Annotated in this window: 16 protein-coding genes; 6 read left to right on the plus strand and 10 right to left on the minus strand. The window is 66.3% G+C overall.

Annotated elements, in window-relative coordinates; translation table 11 throughout:
- Positions 1 to 157 precede the first annotated feature (157 nt).
- The 6 genes from A9K65_RS15720 to A9K65_RS15745 form a co-directional block, all read right to left on the minus strand.
- Positions 158 to 2,455, minus strand: a complete 2,298-nt coding sequence (locus tag A9K65_RS15720; protein ID WP_064993941.1) for a xanthine dehydrogenase family protein molybdopterin-binding subunit — start codon at positions 2,453 to 2,455, stop codon at positions 158 to 160.
- Entirely contained in the window at positions 2,452 to 3,432 is a 981-nt protein-coding gene (locus tag A9K65_RS15725; RefSeq protein ID WP_064993940.1) for a xanthine dehydrogenase family protein subunit M, read from the minus strand. Before A9K65_RS15725 ends, A9K65_RS15720 begins: the two co-directional genes overlap by 4 nt.
- Entirely contained in the window at positions 3,429 to 3,908 is a 480-nt protein-coding gene (locus A9K65_RS15730; protein ID WP_064993939.1) for a (2Fe-2S)-binding protein, read from the minus strand. The genes A9K65_RS15725 and A9K65_RS15730 overlap by 4 nt, the downstream gene beginning before the upstream one ends.
- Before the next feature lie 232 nt (positions 3,909 to 4,140).
- A complete protein-coding gene (locus A9K65_RS15735) occupies positions 4,141 to 6,399 on the minus strand; it encodes a xanthine dehydrogenase family protein molybdopterin-binding subunit (protein WP_064993938.1) in 2,259 nt (752 codons plus the stop codon).
- The gene (locus tag A9K65_RS15740) at positions 6,389 to 7,447 is read right to left on the minus strand and encodes a xanthine dehydrogenase family protein subunit M (protein ID WP_064993937.1); all 1,059 of its coding nucleotides are present in this window, start codon (positions 7,445 to 7,447) and stop codon (positions 6,389 to 6,391) included. Before A9K65_RS15740 ends, A9K65_RS15735 begins: the two co-directional genes overlap by 11 nt.
- The gene (locus A9K65_RS15745; protein WP_013530705.1) at positions 7,444 to 7,941 is read right to left on the minus strand and encodes a (2Fe-2S)-binding protein; all 498 of its coding nucleotides are present in this window, start codon (positions 7,939 to 7,941) and stop codon (positions 7,444 to 7,446) included. Before A9K65_RS15745 ends, A9K65_RS15740 begins: the two co-directional genes overlap by 4 nt.
- 287 nt (positions 7,942 to 8,228) lie before the next feature.
- Between A9K65_RS15745 and A9K65_RS15750 the strand changes: the two genes are divergently transcribed.
- Both A9K65_RS15750 and A9K65_RS15755 read left to right on the plus strand, forming a co-directional pair.
- Positions 8,229 to 8,849 (plus strand): TetR/AcrR family transcriptional regulator, encoded by a 621-nt coding sequence (locus tag A9K65_RS15750; RefSeq protein WP_064994065.1) that lies wholly within the window; start codon positions 8,229 to 8,231, stop codon positions 8,847 to 8,849.
- A gap of 56 nt (positions 8,850 to 8,905) precedes the next feature.
- Positions 8,906 to 9,904: a bestrophin family ion channel gene (locus tag A9K65_RS15755; protein WP_064993936.1), complete on the plus strand. Its 999-nt coding sequence runs from the start codon at positions 8,906 to 8,908 to the stop codon at positions 9,902 to 9,904.
- Between the two features lie 62 nt (positions 9,905 to 9,966).
- Here A9K65_RS15755 and A9K65_RS15760 read toward each other — a convergent pair whose 3' ends face one another.
- The 3 genes from A9K65_RS15760 to A9K65_RS15770 all read right to left on the minus strand — a co-directional run bounded on the left by A9K65_RS15760 (position 9,967) and on the right by A9K65_RS15770 (position 12,108).
- Complete coding sequence (locus tag A9K65_RS15760) at positions 9,967 to 10,971, minus strand: NAD(P)-dependent alcohol dehydrogenase (protein WP_064993935.1); 1,005 nt, start codon at positions 10,969 to 10,971, stop codon at positions 9,967 to 9,969.
- A gap of 40 nt (positions 10,972 to 11,011) precedes the next feature.
- Entirely contained in the window at positions 11,012 to 11,272 is a 261-nt protein-coding gene (locus tag A9K65_RS15765) for a hypothetical protein (protein ID WP_064993934.1), read from the minus strand.
- An 83-nt stretch (positions 11,273 to 11,355) separates the two neighbouring features.
- Positions 11,356 to 12,108 carry a thioredoxin family protein gene (locus A9K65_RS15770; protein ID WP_064993933.1) on the minus strand — a complete coding sequence of 251 codons (753 nt, stop codon included), beginning with the start codon at positions 12,106 to 12,108 and terminating at the stop codon, positions 11,356 to 11,358.
- 299 nt (positions 12,109 to 12,407) lie between these two features.
- Between A9K65_RS15770 and A9K65_RS15775 the strand changes: the two genes are divergently transcribed.
- The 3 genes from A9K65_RS15775 to A9K65_RS15785 all read left to right on the plus strand — a co-directional run bounded on the left by A9K65_RS15775 (position 12,408) and on the right by A9K65_RS15785 (position 15,286).
- Positions 12,408 to 13,628, plus strand: coding sequence for a DNA-binding protein (locus tag A9K65_RS15775; RefSeq protein ID WP_064993932.1), 1,221 nt, complete (start codon positions 12,408 to 12,410; stop codon positions 13,626 to 13,628).
- A gap of 33 nt (positions 13,629 to 13,661) precedes the next feature.
- Positions 13,662 to 14,294, plus strand: a complete 633-nt coding sequence (locus A9K65_RS15780) for a PQQ-binding-like beta-propeller repeat protein (RefSeq protein ID WP_024501659.1) — start codon at positions 13,662 to 13,664, stop codon at positions 14,292 to 14,294.
- 161 nt (positions 14,295 to 14,455) lie between these two features.
- Positions 14,456 to 15,286, plus strand: coding sequence for an aldo/keto reductase (locus A9K65_RS15785; RefSeq protein WP_174299083.1), 831 nt, complete (start codon positions 14,456 to 14,458; stop codon positions 15,284 to 15,286).
- A gap of 96 nt (positions 15,287 to 15,382) precedes the next feature.
- On the opposite strand, the gene A9K65_RS15790 is transcribed toward A9K65_RS15785, so the two are convergent.
- Entirely contained in the window at positions 15,383 to 15,688 is a 306-nt protein-coding gene (locus tag A9K65_RS15790; protein WP_013530714.1) for a hypothetical protein, read from the minus strand.
- A gap of 208 nt (positions 15,689 to 15,896) precedes the next feature.
- Here A9K65_RS15790 and A9K65_RS15795 point away from each other — a divergent pair, with 208 nt between their 5' ends.
- Positions 15,897 to 17,399, plus strand: a complete 1,503-nt coding sequence (locus A9K65_RS15795; protein WP_013530715.1) for an ATP-binding protein — start codon at positions 15,897 to 15,899, stop codon at positions 17,397 to 17,399.
- Positions 17,400 to 17,427 lie beyond the last annotated feature (28 nt).

Genomic DNA, 17,427 nt, shown 5'->3' on the forward strand with positions numbered 1-17,427 from the left:
GCATTTTGCCGGTGCCAAAATGGATGTCGCTCATGGTCTTACCCCTTGATGGTTGCGCGAGTGCTGAAGGTGAAAGTGTGGAGGGAGCACCACCGCCCGAAGCTGCGGCCTGGCCTCCCCACAAGGCGACCCTCAAGGGGGAGATCGGCCACCGCCCTTAAATCAGCTTCTCCAGCGTGATCGGCAGATCCCTGATCCTCCTTCCCGTCGCATGGAACACCGCGTTGGCAATCGCCGGCGCCACGCCGACAATGGCCAGTTCGCCAACGCCCTTGCCGCCGAGCACCGAGGAATGCAGGTCGGGGATGCCGACCGAGATCACCTCGATGTCGGGGATGTCGGCATTGGTCGGCACGAGGTAGTCGGCGAGGTTGTCATTGACGATGCAGCCGTGGCGGCGGTCGACGATGCCTTCTTCCAATAGCGCCTGGCCGATGCCCATGATGATGCCGCCCTTCCATTGGCTTTCGGCAAGTTTCGGGTTGTAGAGCCGGCCCGAATCCAGCGCCGACACCACGCGCGATACACGCACCGTGCCAAAGTCCTCGTCGACGCGCACCTCGATGAAATGCGCGCACCAGGAGTGGCGGGAATAGTCGCCCTCGGTGTGCGGCACCGACATGGCGATGGTGGTGTAGTTCTTGTAGCGATCTTCTGGCGTCGAATTGGCCGGCATGGTGTCGCCGGTGGCTTCGATGTGGTCGCGGCCGACGCTCTTGAGCAGTTCGGCGACGGAGACATCGGGGCCGTCGCCGCGCGGCGAAGCGATGCGGCCATTGGCGACGACCAGCGTGTTGGCCTGCAGCGCGTGGAAGGGCGAGCGTGGATCGCTGATGGCGAGGCCCACCAACTGGTCGAGGGCCGAGGTTGCCGCCTTGTAGACCGCACCCGTCATCACGCCGGCCAGCCGCGAGCCGCCGGTGACGCCGGCGCGCGGAAAGCGGGAGTCACCGAGCTTCACCACCACGTCGTCAACTCGCACGCCGAGCGTTTCGGCGGCGGTCTGCGCCAGGATCGTGTAGGTGCCCTGGCCCATGTCAATCGAGGAGCTTTCGACCTCGACCGAACCATCGGCCAGGATGCGCACGAGCGCCTCGCCATAGGCGCGTCGCACCGGATAGGTGCCGGCGGCGACGCCCCAGCCGATCAACTGGTTGCCGTCGCGCATCGAGCGCGGTTCGGGTGTGCGCCTGGACCAGCCGAAGCGTTCGGCGCCTGCAGCAAAAGCCTCGCGCAACTGCCGGGTCGACCAGGCTTTTTTGGCATGTGGATCCTGCTCGGCATAGTTTCGGAGCCGGATCTCCAGCGGATCGATGCCGACCTCGTAGGCAAGCTCGTCGATGGCGCTTTCGATACCGAAGGCTGAGGGGTTTTCGCCCGGCGCGCGCATGGCGCCCGGCACCACCGAATTGACCCGTACGACATTCTGCTTCGAGGAGAAATTCGGCGTTGTGTACATGATCGAGGTGACCGATCCGAGCGGCTCGACCCACATGCCGTCGATGGATGTTTCATTGACGCCGCGATGCACGATCGACTGGATCTTTCCCTGCACGTCGGCGCCGATCGTCACCGTCTGGCGCGTCGCCGCGCGGCCGCCATAGCCGGTAAAAGTCTGCGGCCGGGTCATCACCAGCCGCACCGGCCGGCCGAGCATTTTGGCCGCACAGGCGGCCACCGCGCCATGGCTGAGCGCCAGCGCCTTGGAGCCGAAGCCGCCGCCAATATAGGGCGACACCAGCCGCACGTTCTCGAACGGCACACCGAACCATTCGGCATAGGTGCGCGCCATGCCGTCCAGCCATTGGCTCGGCTCCCACACGGTGAGGTGGTCGCCCTCCCAGCGGGCGATCAGGCCATGCGGCTCCATCGGCGCCTGGTACTCGCGCGGCGTGTTGTAGGCGGCGCAGATGCGGACCGGCGCCGAGGCGAACGCACCTTGCGCGTCGCCCCATTCCTTGGTCATGGCATCGATCGCGATGCCATCGCCGGCCTTGCCGTCGCTGAGGTCGACGATGGCAGGCGTTTCCTCATAGCTGACCTTGACCAGTGCTGCCGCCGCGACCGCCCGCTCGAAGGTCTCGGCGACCACGGCGCCGACATGCTGACCCGAGAAGGTGATGTCGCGCGCGAGTGGGCAATACGGCTTGTCGGGCGGCGGCGTGCCGAACCAGTCCGCCGCGGTTTTCAGGCTGATGATGGTGTCCGGCGTCAGCACCTGCAGCACGCCGGGCGCAGCCTCGGCGGCAGTGGTGTCGATCGCGCGCACCTTGCCCGATGCAATCGTGCTCTCGACCAGGACGGCGTAGGCGAGGCCTTCGAGCTGCTGCTCGACGGCGTATTTCGCCGCACCGGTGATCTTGGCCGGGCCGTCGATGCGCGACAGCCGGCCGCCGACGGCTTCGGCAAAAGCGCCGTCGGACGCATCCCCATGCCTGATGTTGTGAACGGTCATGCCGTCTCTCCCAATTTGCGGATGGCGCGGGCGACGACGCGCGGCGCCAGTTCGACCTTGTAGTGGTTGGCGCCATGGTCGACAGAGCCTTCGACGGCGAGCAGGCTGGCGGCGCGCACAGTGTCCGGCTCCAGCACCTTGCCCTTCAGCGCGTTTTCCACGGCCCGCGCACGCCACGGCTTGGTCGCGACGCCGCCAAGCGCGACGCGCAAATCGCGGATCGTTCGGCCGTCGGGTTCGAACTCTATGACAGCGGCACTTGCCGTCGCGAATTCATAGGACTGCCGGTCGCGGATCTTGAGATAAGTCGAACGCCGGGCAGAGGCCGAGCCGGGGATCTCGATCGCGGTGATCATCTCGCCCGGTTCGATCGCGTGCTCCCTGTCCGGCGTGGTGCCGGGCAGCAGGAAAAAGTCGTCGACCGGGATGTGGCGCTCGCCCAGATGCACGATCGCATCGAAGGCGACCAGCGCCACGGCGAGGTCGCCCGGATACATGGCGATGCACGCGTCGCTGATGCCAAGCACCGCATGGCCACGGGTAACGCCGCCGATCGCCGAACAGCCAGAGCCGGGCTCACGCTTGTTGCAGGCTGGGAAATTCGCAGGATCGCGGAAATAAGGGCAGCGCGTGCGCTGCATCAGATTGCCGCCGATAGTCGCCATGTTGCGGATCTGCGCGGAAGCCGCCTGCCACAGGGCTTCCGATACCGCAGGAAAGCGGCTTTTGATGTCGGCATGGTCGGCGACATGGCTCATCCTGGCCAGCGCGCCGATGGTGGCGCCGCGTTCGTTCACCTCGATCCTGTCCAACCCTTTGAGATGAGCGATGTCGACCAGCGTCTCGGGCTCGGCGACGCCGCATTTGGCGAGGTCGATCAGCGTGGTGCCGCCGGCCAAGAGCATGGCGCCGGGCAGGGCGGCCGCCTGGCGTGCCGCATCGAGCGAATTGGCGCGCACATACGAAAAATCCCTCATGATGCGGCCTCCAATGCTGCCTGGCGGACAGCGGCGACGATGTGCGGATAGGCGCCGCAGCGGCAGAGGTTGCCGGCCATATACTCGCGGATTTCTTCGTCGGAGCCGGCATGGCCTTCGCGGATGCAGGCGACCGCCGACATGATCTGGCCCGGCGTACAATAGCCGCACTGGAAGGCGTCCTGTTCGAGGAAGGCAGCCTGCACGGGATGCATTTCGCCCTCCCGTGCAAGCCCCTCTATGGTGGTGACGGTGCGGGCCTCGACTTGTGCGGCCAGCGTCAGGCAGGCCAGCACGCGCTCGCCGTCGATATGCACGGTGCAGGCGCCGCACTGGCCGTGGTCGCAGCCCTTCTTGGTTCCGGTCAGGCCGAGGCGATCGCGCAAGGCATCGAGCAGCGTGACGCGCGGCTCGAGTTGCAGATCGTGATCACGGCCGTTGATGTCGAGATGAACTGGGATCGTTGTTTTGGTCATGGGCGTCGGGCTCCAGTTGCTTGACGCGAAGTCGTTGATTTCATCTTTGGCAGCCGACGGGGACCTGGCGCCGGCTGTGCGGCCCTTCGCTGCCGCTCCCCGCCTTCGGGCGTTCAGCCCCTTAAAAAGGTCCACTGGACTTTTTGGTGCGCCCGAAGGCGGACCGGGCCTTCACCATTCGTCGTTCGGGAAGCCAAGCAATTGGCTTCCCATCCGCTAGGTGGACCACTCCTCACCCCAGCAGGTCCTCGATGCGGACCGGAAAGCGCCGCGGCCGCACGCCTGTCGCATGCCAGACCGCATTGGCGACGGCGCCGGCCGTGCCGGTGATGCCGATTTCGCCGACGCCCTTGATGCCGAGCGCGTTGACGTGAGGGTCGTCCTCGTGGACCAGCAACGCCTCGATCGATGGAACGTCGGCATTCACCGGGACATGATATTCGGCGAGGTTGGCATTCTGGATCCGGCCAGAGCGCCGGTCGGTGATGGCTTCCTCATGCAGCGCGAACGAGACGCCCCAGATCATGCCGCCATAATACTGGCTGCGCACCAGCCTGGGATTGATGACCCGTCCGGCGGCGAACGCGCCGACCAGCCTTGTGACACGGATCTGGCCAAAATCCGGATCGACCTTCACCTCGGCAAACACGGCGCCATGCGCGTGCTTGGCATAGGCCTCCTGAGACGCCGGGTCGGGAGCCCCCTTGCCGTGGCCCTCGATCTCGGTGAGGCCCGCGCGCGTGAGGATCTCGGCGTAGCTTTCACCGCGGCTTTCATCGTCGCGCCGATAGAGGCGACCGCCGCGCGCCAGCACGCCTTCATTGCCGGCGCCGTAGAGCGGCGAGCCCTCGTCGCCGGTGGCGAGATCGGCGAGCCTGGCGATGACGGCGGCGCCCGCATTGTGGATCGCCATGCCGGCCGTCGCCGTGTGGCCGGAGCCGCCGGCAATGCCTGCATTGGGCAGATCGGAGCTGCCGGCCCTGAAATCGACCTGGTCGATATCCAGTCCCAGTCCGTCGGCGGCGATCTGGGCGAAGGCGGTCCAGGCGCCTTGCCCCATGTCCTGAGCGCCGGTCTCCATCAGGCCGCTGCCATCGGCTCTCAGCACCGCCCGCGCTTCGGCCTGGAACATGATCGCCGGGAAGGTCGCCGTGCCCATGCCCCAGCCGGTCAGGAAACCGTCGGCGTCGCGCATCAGCCGAGGCTGAATGGGGCGGCTCGCCCAGCCGAACGTCTCGGCCGCTTGCCTGTAGCATTCGCGCAGCGCCTTGGAGGAAAACGGCTTGCCGGTCATCGGCTCGACCTCGGCATAGTTCCGCAGCCGGAATTCCAGCGGGTCCATGCCGCAGGCGTAGGCTGCCTCATCGATAGCGCTCTCCAGCGCGATCGAGCCGGTGGCTTCGCCGGGCGCCCGCATGAACAGCGGCGTGCCGGTATCGAGCCGCACCGCATCGTGCGAGGTGGCGATGGCCGGGCTGGCATAGAGTGTGTGCGAGGCATCCGCCGCCGGTTCGAAGAAATCGTCGAACGTGCTCGACGCGGTCTTGGCGTGATGGTCGAGCGCCGTCAGCCGCCCTTCGCCATCCATGCCCATGCGCAGCGTCTGGCGCGTCGGCGCACGGTGGCCGACCGGCCCGTACATCTGCTCACGTCGCAGCACCAGCTTGACCGGACGGCCGACGAGACGCGCCGCCAGGATGCCGAGCACCTGCGGCCCGGAGATCATGCCTTTCGAACCGAAGCCGCCACCCAGGAACGGGCTGCGGATGTGGACGTTTTCCGGCGCGATGCCGAACAGGCCGGCGATGCGGCCCTGCGCCATGGCAAGGCCCTGGCTCGGTGTGTCGATCGACAGTGTGTCGCCTTCCCAGGCGACGACGATCGCATGCGGCTCCATGGCGTTGTGGTACTGGGCCGGCGTCTCGTAGGTGGCTTCGATCCGCGTCTTTGCGGATTTAAGGCCGACCTCGACATCGCCCTTGTGCTGCACGGCCGGACCGCCGACGCCGACAGCACGCGGCACGAAACTTTCGGCGCCGTCGAGGCCAACGCGCGCCGGCATCACTTCATAGCGCGGCGACAGCAGCGCCGCCCCCTCGGTCGCCGCCTCCAGCGTCTCGGCGATCACCACGGCGATGCTCTGATTGGGGTAGCGGACCTGGTCGTTCTGCAAGAGGTCGAGCCGGAACATGAAGGGATGGTCCTTGGCGTCCGGATCGGCGGCGAGCGCTGGCCGGTTCTTGGGCGTCATCACCTCGACCACGCCTCTGTGTGCCTTGGCCGCCTCGACATCCAGCGCGGCGACGCGGCCGCGTGCGATGCTGCTGACCGCCAGCACGGCGTAGAGCATGCCGGGCGGATGGTTGTCGGCGGCATAGCGCGCGGCTCCGGTGACTTTCAGAAAGCCGTCGCGGCGGGTCAGCGGCTGGCCGATGCTGGAGCCATGCCGGGCATGGGCGGGTTGCTGGTTGAGGCTGAGTTCAAGCGTCATGGCGCGCTCCAGGAATGTTCGAGAACGGGGAGGCAGGAAGGGCCGGCAGACGCTCGGGCGTTCCCGAAAGCGCAGAGATCAGCGCCCTGATCACGATGCGGCGGGCAAGCTCGATCTTGAAGGCATTGTCGCCGGAAGGGCTGGCATCGGCCAAGGCGGCGTCCGCGGCGCCGGCGAAGGTCGCCTCGCTGGCGTCCGCGCCAAGCAGGACGGCTTCCGCCGAGCGTGCCCGCCACGGCTTGGCCGCGACGCCGCCCAGCGCCAGCCTTGCGGCGCGGATCTTGCCGTCGTCGACGACAAGCGCTGCCGCGGCCGATACGACGGCAAAGGCATAGGAGGTGCGTTCGCGGACTTTGAGGTAACGGGCATTGGCGGAGAAGGAGGCAGCCTCCGCCGGAAGGCGCACCGCCACGATCAGGTCGCCGGGCTCCAGCGCATTCTCCCGCTGCGGCGTTTCGCCGGGAAGCCGGTGGAATTCCTCCAGTGAAACATGGTGCCGGCCCTTCTTGCCTTCGATCTCGACCACGGCGTCGAGCGCCACCAGCGGCACGCAGAAATCCGACGGATGGGTGGCGATGCAGGCGTCGCTCCAGCCGAGCACGGCGTGCAGGCGGTTTTCGCCGCCCAGCGCATCGCAGCCGGCGCCTGGCTCGCGCCTGTTGCAGGCGCTGGCTGTGTCGTAGAAATAGCTGCAGCGCGTGCGCTGCAACAGATTGCCGCCGACGGTGGCGGCGTTGCGAAGCTGCGCCGAAGCACCCGACAGCAGCGCCTCGGCCACCGCCGGATAGGATTTGGCGAACGCCGGATCGTAAGCAAGCTCGGCATTACGGACCAGCGCGCCGATGCGCAGGCCACCATCGTCCAGCCGTTCGATGCGGTTGAGCTCCGGCAGCCGGGAGATGTCGACGATGCGCTCGGGACTGGTGATGCCGCCTTTCATCAGGTCGAGCAGATTGGTGCCGCCGGCGAGATAGGCCGAGCCCGGCTCGGCTGCCGCGGCGATGGCGTCGGGAATGGTGGCGGGCCTGATGTAATCGAAGTCTCTCATGCCGCGGTCCTCCGGTCGGCTTTGACAAGCTGTTGCTGGGCTTCCAGGACGGCCTCGACGATGCCGCCATAGGCCGCGCAGCGGCATATGTTGCCGCTCAGCCCCTCGCGGATGCGTTCGGGATCGTCGCCGGCCTGTCCCTCGGCGATCAGGCCGAGCGTGCTCATGATCTGGCCGGGTGTGCAGAACCCGCACTGGAAGCCGTCATGGGCGATGAAGGCGGCCTGCACCGGATGCAGTTCCTCGCCGTTGGCGACGCCTTCGATGGTCAAGACCTGGGCGCCGTCATGGCTGACCGCCAGCGCCAGGCATGAGTTGATGCGCTTGCCGTCGACCAGCACCGTGCAGGCGCCGCATTGGCCGCGGTCGCAGCCCTTCTTGGTGCCGGTGAGATCGAGCCGCTCGCGCAGCAGGTCGAGCAGGGTTACGCGTGGATCGACCTCCAGTTGGTGTCGGTGGCCATTGATGGTGAGGGTAATGGGAAGGCTGGTCATGGGCGTCTGGCTCCAGTTGCTTGACGCGGATGGGATTGAACTGGTGCCTTGCCGCAGAAGGGCAAGGTAACCGTTGGGTCAGGTCTTGACGGCGAAAGCGGAGATGGCGGATCTCCCGCGAGGCAGGCGGGCAGGGGAGATGTCGGCTTGCGTGTTCGAAAGACGTGACATACCGGTTCCCCTGATTATATGATAAAGGTGCTCCACTAAAACGGAGGCGCCTCCGTTTATTACGTGGTGGCTGACCCTGCCGGATTCAAGCCCCCTGACACGATGTGGAGAAAAAATTGGCCAGCGAGCCGTCCGCCATTGCTGAACAGAAGGCCGAGGCCGTAGACGCAAAGCCGCTGCGCGCCGATGCGCGGCGCAACCGCGACCGGCTGGTCGAGGTGGCGGTGTCAGTCTTTGCCGAGCGCGGCATCGATGGCTCGCTGGAGGAGATCGCGCGCCGCGCCGGCGTCGGCATCGGCACGCTCTACCGGCATTTCCCGACGCGCGAGCATCTGGTCGAGGTGGTCTATCGTCGTGAGGTGGAGGCGCTGTGCGCGGCCGCCGGCGAGCTTGCCCAAAAACATCCGTCCGATGTCGCGCTGGAACAGTGGATGCAGCGCTTCGTCGACTACATCGCCACCAAGCGCGGCCTGGCGACCAGCCTGCGCATTGTGCTCACCACCAATTCGACGCTGTTTTCCGACACGTTCGGCCGGGTGTCGCAAGCCTTGCGACGCCTGGTCGAGGCGGCGGTGGCCGACGGCACCATCCGCGGCGACGTCGACGCTTCCGACGTGCTGCACGCGCTGGGCGGCATCTATTCAGCGCCCGACACCCCCGAATGGCGCGACCGCTCGTGCCGGCTGGTCAAGCTGTTGATGGACGGGTTGCGGTTCGGGGCTGCAAAGGCACAATGAGGCGACCAGATTCCGGCCGTGCAAAACCAGACCTATCGATGAGTTGAGGGGATACGATGTATGTAGGCCGTTCCTACAAACTGATCGATTTCGCGCTGTGGTCGCGGCGCAGCGTCATCTACATGGTGGTGGTGAGCGGTCTGGCCGTGGCGGCCTACCGTCTTCCAGGCGTCGCCGGGTTTTCGGTGCCATGGTCGGTGGTGCTGGTGCTTGGCACCACCGTGTCACTCGTCGCCGGGTTCAAGAATTCGCAGGTGTTCACCCGCAGCAGCGACGCGCTGCAGGCTTTTACGCAAATTACGGCCAGCAGCCGTTTGTGGTCCAATTTCTGCAGGGATTTCCTCGACGCGCCGACGGCCAGACAGCTCATCTATCGCCACATCGCCTGGATGACGGCATTGCGCTTTTCTCTGCGCCGGCCGATGCCATGGGAGTCCATGGCGCGGGCCGCCAATATCGAATACCGGCGGCGCTACCGTATCCATGAGGATGCGAGCTCGGTCGGCGACGAATTGCGTCCGCTGCTCGCCGAACAGGCCGAGGACGTCCTGAAATCGCCCCAGCCGGCGATAGCCCTGCTCGAACTGCAATCTGTCCAGGTCAATGCGCTGTTCAAGGACACAAAGCTCCCTCCTCAGATCTATGGCGAACTGACCAAGCTGATCCGCGACTTCCATGACCAGCAGGCGCGCTGCGATCGCATCAAGAACAATCCCTATCCCCGGCAATACGCCATCGTCAGTTCGATGTTCGTCATGATCTTCTGCACACTGTTGCCGTTCGGGGTCGTTCCCGTCTTTGCCGATATGGGCAAACTGGGTGGCGCGCTCGGGTCGATAGCGATCTGGCTGACGATCCCGTTCAGCACGCTGCTCGGCTGGGCCTACATGTCTCTCGACCAGGTCGGCGAAAGCAGCGCCAACCCGTTCGAGGGCAATGCCAACGACGTTCCGATCTCGCAGATTTGCCGCGACATCGAGATCGAGTTGCGTAGCGGGCTCGGCGAGAGCGACCTTCCCAAGCCCCTGCTGCCGGTCAACGACATCGCGACCTAGGCAGGATCACGACGAGGCGCGGCCCCGGCGGTCCCCTTCATCGTGCTGCTGGCGGAGGACGCTCAAACGTCAAGGCAGACCTTGCCGAAATGCTTTCGGGATTCGTAATGCGCGAAGGCGGTGGCGATGTCCTGCAGCGGAAAGTGGCGGTCTATGACGGGCTTCAGCCTGTTGGACTCTATCGCGCGGATCATATCCTCCTGGTCGGCCCGGCTGCCGATGGAAATGCCGCTGATGCGGATCTGGTTGGAAAACAGGGCTGGGATAGACACTTCCGCCGCAAAGCCGGTCGGGACGCCGACCAGCGCGATGTGACCGCCCGTGCGGCAGGCGACAATCGACTGCGCCAGCGTGGCGGGTCCGCCGACCTCGATCACGTGATCGACGCCGCGCCCGCCCGTCAGATCCTTGGCCTTGCGGCCCCAGTCCGGGACGGACTTGTAGTTGATGACGGCGTCGGCTCCGAGGCGCTTGAGCCTTTCCAGCTTCTGCTCGTCGGATGAGGTGGCGATGACCCGGGCGCCAGCGGCCTTGGCGAATTGCAACGCGAACAACGATACGCTGCCCGACCCGAGGACCAGCACTGCGTCGCCCGGCTTCACCTTGCCGCACACAATCAGGCCGCGCCAGGCAGTAACGCCCGTGCAGGTGAGCGACGCCGCCTCGACATGCGTATAGCCTGCCGGTGCCCTGGTGAAAGCATGCGCCGGCATGCAGACATACTCGCTGGCGAAGCCGTCGAAACTGTCTCCCGGAATATCGCGCCGGGTGCAGGGCGTCATGTCACCGCCCAGCCACCAGGGATAGAAGACGCTGACGACGCTGTCTCCGGGCCTGAGTGCATCGACACCGTCGCCGAGGGCAATCACTTCGCCGGCGCCGTCGGAGAGCGGAACGCGGCCGTCGGCGAGAGGCATCTTGCCTTGCACGGCAAAGTCGTCGCGCATGTTCAACGCGCAGGCCCGGATCCTGACCAGCACCTCGCCCGGCCCTGGCTGGGGCGGATCTTCCTCGACCAGGTCGAGATTGCCCAAGCCGCCCGGCGCTCTCAGCCTGACCAGTCTCATTGTCTTCTCCGATGCGTGGGGTGTCTAGAATTGGAAGGGCCTAGCGGGCCTGCCGGCCGGAGATCACCCGCAGCCAGGGCGCAAGATGGAATGCGCTCATCAGCAGATACATCGCGGCCATGCCCGTGAGGGGCGAGGCGTCGGTGCCCATGCACTGCATGGCCGCATCGCCGCTGAAGATGCAGGTGAGCAGCGCCATCACGGCGAAGGTCGGTGCCGCGGCAAGGCAAAGCCAGTCGGCCAGCCCGAGGGTGGCGGCTTCTGGGATCGTGCCGCCGGCACCTGTGTGGATATCGCTCATCGCCTTGATCCTTGATGATCATGCCAGTCACGACAGGTTCCTCTCTCCAGGGAGTGGGGAGAGGAACCCAGACTGGACAACCGTTACTGCTCGCCCTTGTCCCTGAACGCGGCCTCGCCGGCAGCAGACACTTCTTCCCATTTCTTGTCGGCCCCGGCGTCGTAATTGTCGTGCCAGTTCCACCAGGAGTAGAGTGGAGTCTGCGGATAGCCTTCGGGCGAATCCTCCCAGATTTCCTGGCGGCCGAGCGGCGTCGCGTCGAGATAGCTCCAGACGGTGCCCATCGCTTCGTCGCCGCGGCTGTTAATCAAGTAGGTGCGGAAGATGCGATCGCCGTCACGGATGAAGACGTTGTGGCCGTGCCATTCGTCGACACCGAAGTCCTTGTCGAAACTGTCAGTGATTGTGTACCAGGGCATCTGCCAGCCCATCCGCCGCTTCAGCCGCGCGATGTCGGCCTGCGGGGCGCGCGAAGCGTAGGCAAGCGTGGTGTTGCGGGCGTTGAGATGGGCGAGGTGGCCGACCTGGTCGGCGCCCAGCGAACAGCCGCGGCAGGCGTGATCGGGCCAGCCATGCACGCCGGGCTCGAAGAAGGCGCGATAGACGATCAGCTGGCGGCGGCCTTCGAACAGGTCGAGCAGGCTCGCTCTGCCGTTCGGCCCCTCGAACACGTAGGCCTTGTCGACTTCCATCCACGGCATGCGCCGGCGCTCGGCGGCCAATGCGTCCTTGGCGCGCAGTGTTGCCTTTTCCTTCACCAGCATTTGTTCGCGGGCGGCTTCCCAGTCCTGCCTCGAAACGATCGGCGGGGTCTTCATTGCGATGTGCTTGGTCATTGGTCGTCTCCTTTGCCAGTCTGTTGTCGCTTGCTGTCAGCCAGAATAGGGCGGTGAAGCGGGAGGGTGGGAGTTACAAGTGTGACGGGATTTGCAGGAGCCGGCCCGTCGCAGCAGGGGTGGCGCATCCTCACGGTGCCTTCGGCCGATGGAGAGGAGTGTCGGTTGGCATTGTCGGTTCTCCCTTGGCGTGCCGCGCGTTGCCGATAGTTGCCGATGCGGCTTGCCGGTTCACGGTACGGATTTAAGTTAGGGCGGCGATGCACAAGGGTGGGAGTTACAAGTGTGACGGGATTTGAATGGATTCGCTGATCACCGCGGCTGCGCTGGCACTGGCCGGAGGCGACCCGCTCGGCGCGCTGGATCGCGTCGCCTTGCGCGAAGACCCGCCGGCGCTGGCGCTGCGCGGCATTGCCATGGCGCAGCTCGGCGATCTCGATCGCGCCAAGGCGCTGCTGCGGCGTGCCGCGCGCGGCTTCGGCCCGAAAGAGGCGGTAGCGCGTGCCAGATGCGTCGTTGCCGAGGCCGAGATCGCGCTGGTCTCGCGGGATCTCGGCTGGCCGGCCAAGGCTTTGGATGCGGCGCGGGCGACGCTGGAAAAGCATGGCGACCGGCTGAACGCAGCGCATGCCGGCCACCTCAAGGTGCGGCGCCTGCTATTGATCGGCCGTCTCGACGAGGCCGAAGACGTGCTGGCGGGGCTCGACCCGGCACCGCTTCCGCCGGCCTCGCGCGCCGCCCACGAACTGGCCATCGCCGGCATCGCGATGCGGCGCCTCAAGACGAAGCCGGCGCGCAGGGCGTTGGAGTGGGCACGCCACGCCGCCCGCCAGGCCGGCATTGCGGGGCTCATCGCTGAAGTCGACCGCGCATTCCTGGCGCTGGACACGCCGGCGGCACGGCTGATCGCGGCTGGCGAGCAGCGCCCGTTGCTGCTTGAGGACGTCGAGGCGTTGCAGGCGTCGCCGGCGCTGCTGGTCGATAATTTCCGATATGTCGTGCGCCAACAGGACAAAACGGTCTCGCTGGCCACGCGCCCGGTTCTGTTCGCGCTGGCCCGTACGCTCGCCGAAGCGTGGCCAGGCGATGTGTCGAGGGCAACGCTGATCGCGCAAGCCTTCGGCGGCAGGCACGCCGATGAATCGCATCGGGCGCGGCTGCGGGTCGAGATCGGCCGGCTGCGCACCGAATTGCGGGGCTTGGCCGACATCGGCGCCACCAGCCAGGGCTTTGCGCTGGCGCCGCGCCACGCACGCGAGGTGCTGGTGCTGGCGCGGCCGATCGAGGAGCGGCACGCGGCGGTGCTGGCTTTCCTTGCCGACGGTGAATCCTGGGCGAGTTCGGCGTTGGCGCTGGCGCTTGGCACCGGCCAACGCAGCGTGCAGCGGGCGTTGGAGCAGCTTGGCGAGGCCGGCAAGGTGCAGTTTTTCGGTCACGGCCGGGCGCGCCGCTGGATGACGCCTCCACTGGTGGGATTCACGACCACCTTGTTACTCCCGGCACCGCTGCCGAACGGTTAGGAAGTGACATCGGATCTCAGTGAGGACAAGGACATGAAACAGTCAACGGCCGAAATCCTGCGCGAATACGGGCCCTTTGCCGATGTGGAGAGGGTGCATGGGGTGAGCTTTGACGGCAACAATGTCTGGTTTGCCTCGGGCGAGAAGCTGAACGCCTTCGATCCGGAGAGCGGGCAGAACCTGCGCTCGATCGATGTCGCGGCGCATGCCGGCACCGCCTGGGACGGCCAGCATTTCTTCCAGCTTGCCAACGACCTGATACAGAAGATCGACCCTGATACCGGCCAGGTGCTGGCGACCATTCCGGCGCCCGGTGGTGGCGGCGATTCCGGGCTGACCTGGGCCGAAGGAACGCTCTGGGTGGGACAATACCGCGAACGCAAGATCCACCAGGTCGACCCGGAAACCGGTGCGATCCTGCGCACCATCGAATCCAACCGCTTCGTCACCGGGGTGACATGGGTCGAGGGCGAGCTGTGGCACGCCACCTGGGAAGGCGACCAGAGCGACCTGCGCCGCGTCGACCCGAAATCAGGCAAGGTTCTGGAGAAGCTCGACATGCCGGCCGGGATGGGCGTGTCGGGGCTGGAATCCGATGGCGGCGACCGCCTTTATTGCGGCAGCACATCCGCCGGGGTGGTGCGGGCGGTGCGCCGGCCGCGGTGAGGATGCGGCCGACGCCGAAGTCACACTTGCAGGCGCACTTCACACGGCAATTTGTCCGCTGTCGGCTGGCCGTTGCCCCTTGTCGGACCTAGATAGGCTGTGCGCCGGGCGGACGCCCGGCCCAGCTTTGCAAAGGATCCCTCATGCCTGAACAGCCCACCATGCCCGAACAGATTGCATTGAACGACGGCTCCGCCATTCCCCAACTCGGCCTCGGTGTGTGGCAGGTCGACCAGGACATCACCGCCGACGTGGTGGGTTGGGGCATCGAGGCCGGCTATCGCCTGATCGACACCGCCGAAGGCTATCAGAACGAGGAAGGGGTCGGAGAGGCGATCCGCAGTGCCGGCGTGCCGCGGGCTGAGCTGTTCATCACCTCGAAACTGCGCAACGGCGCGCACCAGCGCGATGCGGCCTTGCGCGCCTTCGACGAGACGATGGAGAAGCTCGGCGTCGAACAGATCGACCTGTTCCTGATCCACTGGCCTGTGCCCAGCCAGGACAAATATGTCGAGGCCTGGAAGACGCTGGTCGAACTCAGGCAGGCCGGCCGCATCAAATCGATCGGCGTTTCGAACTTCAACCAGGACCATCTGGAGCGGATCATCGGCGAGACCGGCGTGACGCCCGTCGTCAACCAGATCGAGCTGCATCCCCAGTTCCAGCAGCGCGGTGTCAGGGACTTTCATGCCAAGCACGACATCCGTATCGAAAGCTGGAGCCCTCTGGGCAGCGGCCGGCTGCTCGGCGATCCGACCATTGCAGGCATCGCCAAAAAACATGGCAAGTCCGTCGCCCAGGCGATCATCCGCTGGCATCTCCAGGAGGGGCTGATCGTCATTCCAAAGTCGATCCGCAGGGATCGCATCGCCGCCAATTTCGATGTCTTCGATTTCGAACTGGATGCGCAGGACCTGCAGACGATCCGCGGCATGGATTCGCCCGAGGGCCGCAACGGACCCAACCCCGCCACGGCCGCGTTCCTGTTCTGAGAGGCAAGTTTTAACGAGCTGACAACGAAACTGCTAATCTCCCCCACGAGGGGGGAGATTGGCAGCTTTGCGGCTTTCGCCAATTTCTTGCGCCCCTCAAATCCCGGACCCATCCAACTGCTGGGCGTCTTCGCCTTCCCAGGGCGCCGGCATCGACGCGCGGCTAAGGTTGGCGGTGGGCAGCGGCATCCAGCATTTCAGTTCCGGGTCGGCGTATTCGATGACGCGCCCGGGCGAAGAGTCCGACGCGCGCCAGCCTTCCGAGGCGAACTGGTCGGCACGCGACCAATAGGCAAGGTCGACTTCCGCCGGTCCCTGTTCGGACGGACGCACAGTGACCAGGATGCGGCTGCCGTCCTTCGGCGCCGTCGACATGTGGCGCCACCGTTCGGGCTCGTCCATCGCATTCCTCCTCGCACTCGTAGCGTTGGGAGGAGTGTCGCCTCGTGGTCCGAAGGGGTCAACCCAAAGTTTGCGTCAGGCATCGGCTGATGACCCCTCCAGATGGTGCCTGCACAGTTGTGCGCAACACGCCGCGGGCGGTCATGCACGCTCGACGGGCCGTGACCCAGTTGATAAGCCCGTCTGCGAAAGGAGCGCCTGAGTCGAGATGACCGTTGCGATCGAGATGGGACAGACGACCGCAGGCGCCCCGGCGAAGCTGGATCTCGAGGAACTGCTCGCGACGCGCCTTTTGGTGCAGGGCAATTCGGGCTCCGGCAAGTCGCATCTGCTGCGGCGCCTGCTGGAGCAGAGCGCGCCCTGGGTGCAGCAGACCATCATCGATCCCGAGGGCGACTTCGTTTCGCTGGGCGACCGTTACGGCCATCTGGTGATCGATGCCGAGCAGCATACCGAGCGCGGCCTGCAGGCGGCAGGCGAGCGGGCGCGCATGCATCGCGTCTCCACCGTGCTCAATCTTGAAGGGCTCGACGCCGAGAACCAGATGCGGCGTGCCGCCGCCTTCCTCGGCGGGCTGTTCGAGGTCGCCCGTGACCACTGGTACCCGATGCTGGTGGTGGTGGACGAGGCGCAGCTGTTCGCGCCGGCGGTGGCCGGCGAGGTTTCCGACGAGGCGCGAAAGCTCTCGCTCGGCGCGATGACCAATTTGATGTGCCGTGGCCGAAAGCGCGGGCTGGCCGGCATCATCGCCACCCAGCGGCTGGCAAAGCTCGCCAAGAACGTCGCCGCCGAGGCGTCCAACTTCCTCATGGGCCGCACCTTCCTCGATATCGACATGGCGCGTGCCGCCGACCTTCTGGGCATGGAGCGGCGCCAGGCGGAGGCGTTTCGCGACCTGGAACGCGGGCAGTTCATGGCGCTCGGCCCGGCGCTGTCGCGCCGTCCGCTGGGCCTGCGCATCGGCCCGACGGATACGAGCCCGCGCAACGGAACGCCGCGGCTGATGGCGATGCCGGAAGCAGCACTCGAGGATGCACGCGCGATCATCCTGGCGGCGCCGCCGCCCGAAACGGTGCGCACGCCGCGCCGCCCGGCGTCGCCGGACCTGCTCGACCAGTTGATGGCGGCGAAGTCGGCGGCCTTGGAAATCCGCCCCGAACCGGCGGAGCCGCAAGTCAGCGCCGAGGATCTGGCCGAGCGCCGCGAGCGCGTGGACCGTGTGCTGCGCGCCATCCTGGCGCAGCCCGACGCCGGTTTTCGCGTGATCGGCGTGCTCTATCAGGAGTTCGTGGTCCGCTGCCGCATCGAAGGCCTGGCCTCGGTCGTGCCCGACCTGCCGGAGTTCCGCCGCATGCTGACGCGCGCCCGGGCCGGCCTTGGGTCAGAGACGACGCAGGACGACGCATGGCGGGACGTTTCCGTCCGCGCGTCGCTGCTGCCCGACGACATGCAGGGCGTGTTCATGATGATTGCCCGCGCGGCGAAGGAGGGCTGGCCTTGCCCGAGCGACGCCGCGATCGCCCGCGCCTACGGCTCGCACTCGCTGCGCCGCGCCCGGCGCCTCTTGACCTATATCGAGGAGCAGGGCCTCATCGTCTGCCAACTCGACGGGACAGGCCGGCGCACCGTGACACTGGTCGAATTGGCCTGGGCCACCGCACCGGGAGATCCGAATGCCGAGGAGGTGGAGCAGGGAAGCCTGGCGCTGTGAGGCGGCGCGGGTGCTTTGAGCGAATGAT

The sequence above is a fragment of the Mesorhizobium sp. WSM1497 genome, assembly GCF_001672455.2.
Lineage (GTDB): Bacteria > Pseudomonadota > Alphaproteobacteria > Rhizobiales > Rhizobiaceae > Mesorhizobium > Mesorhizobium ciceri.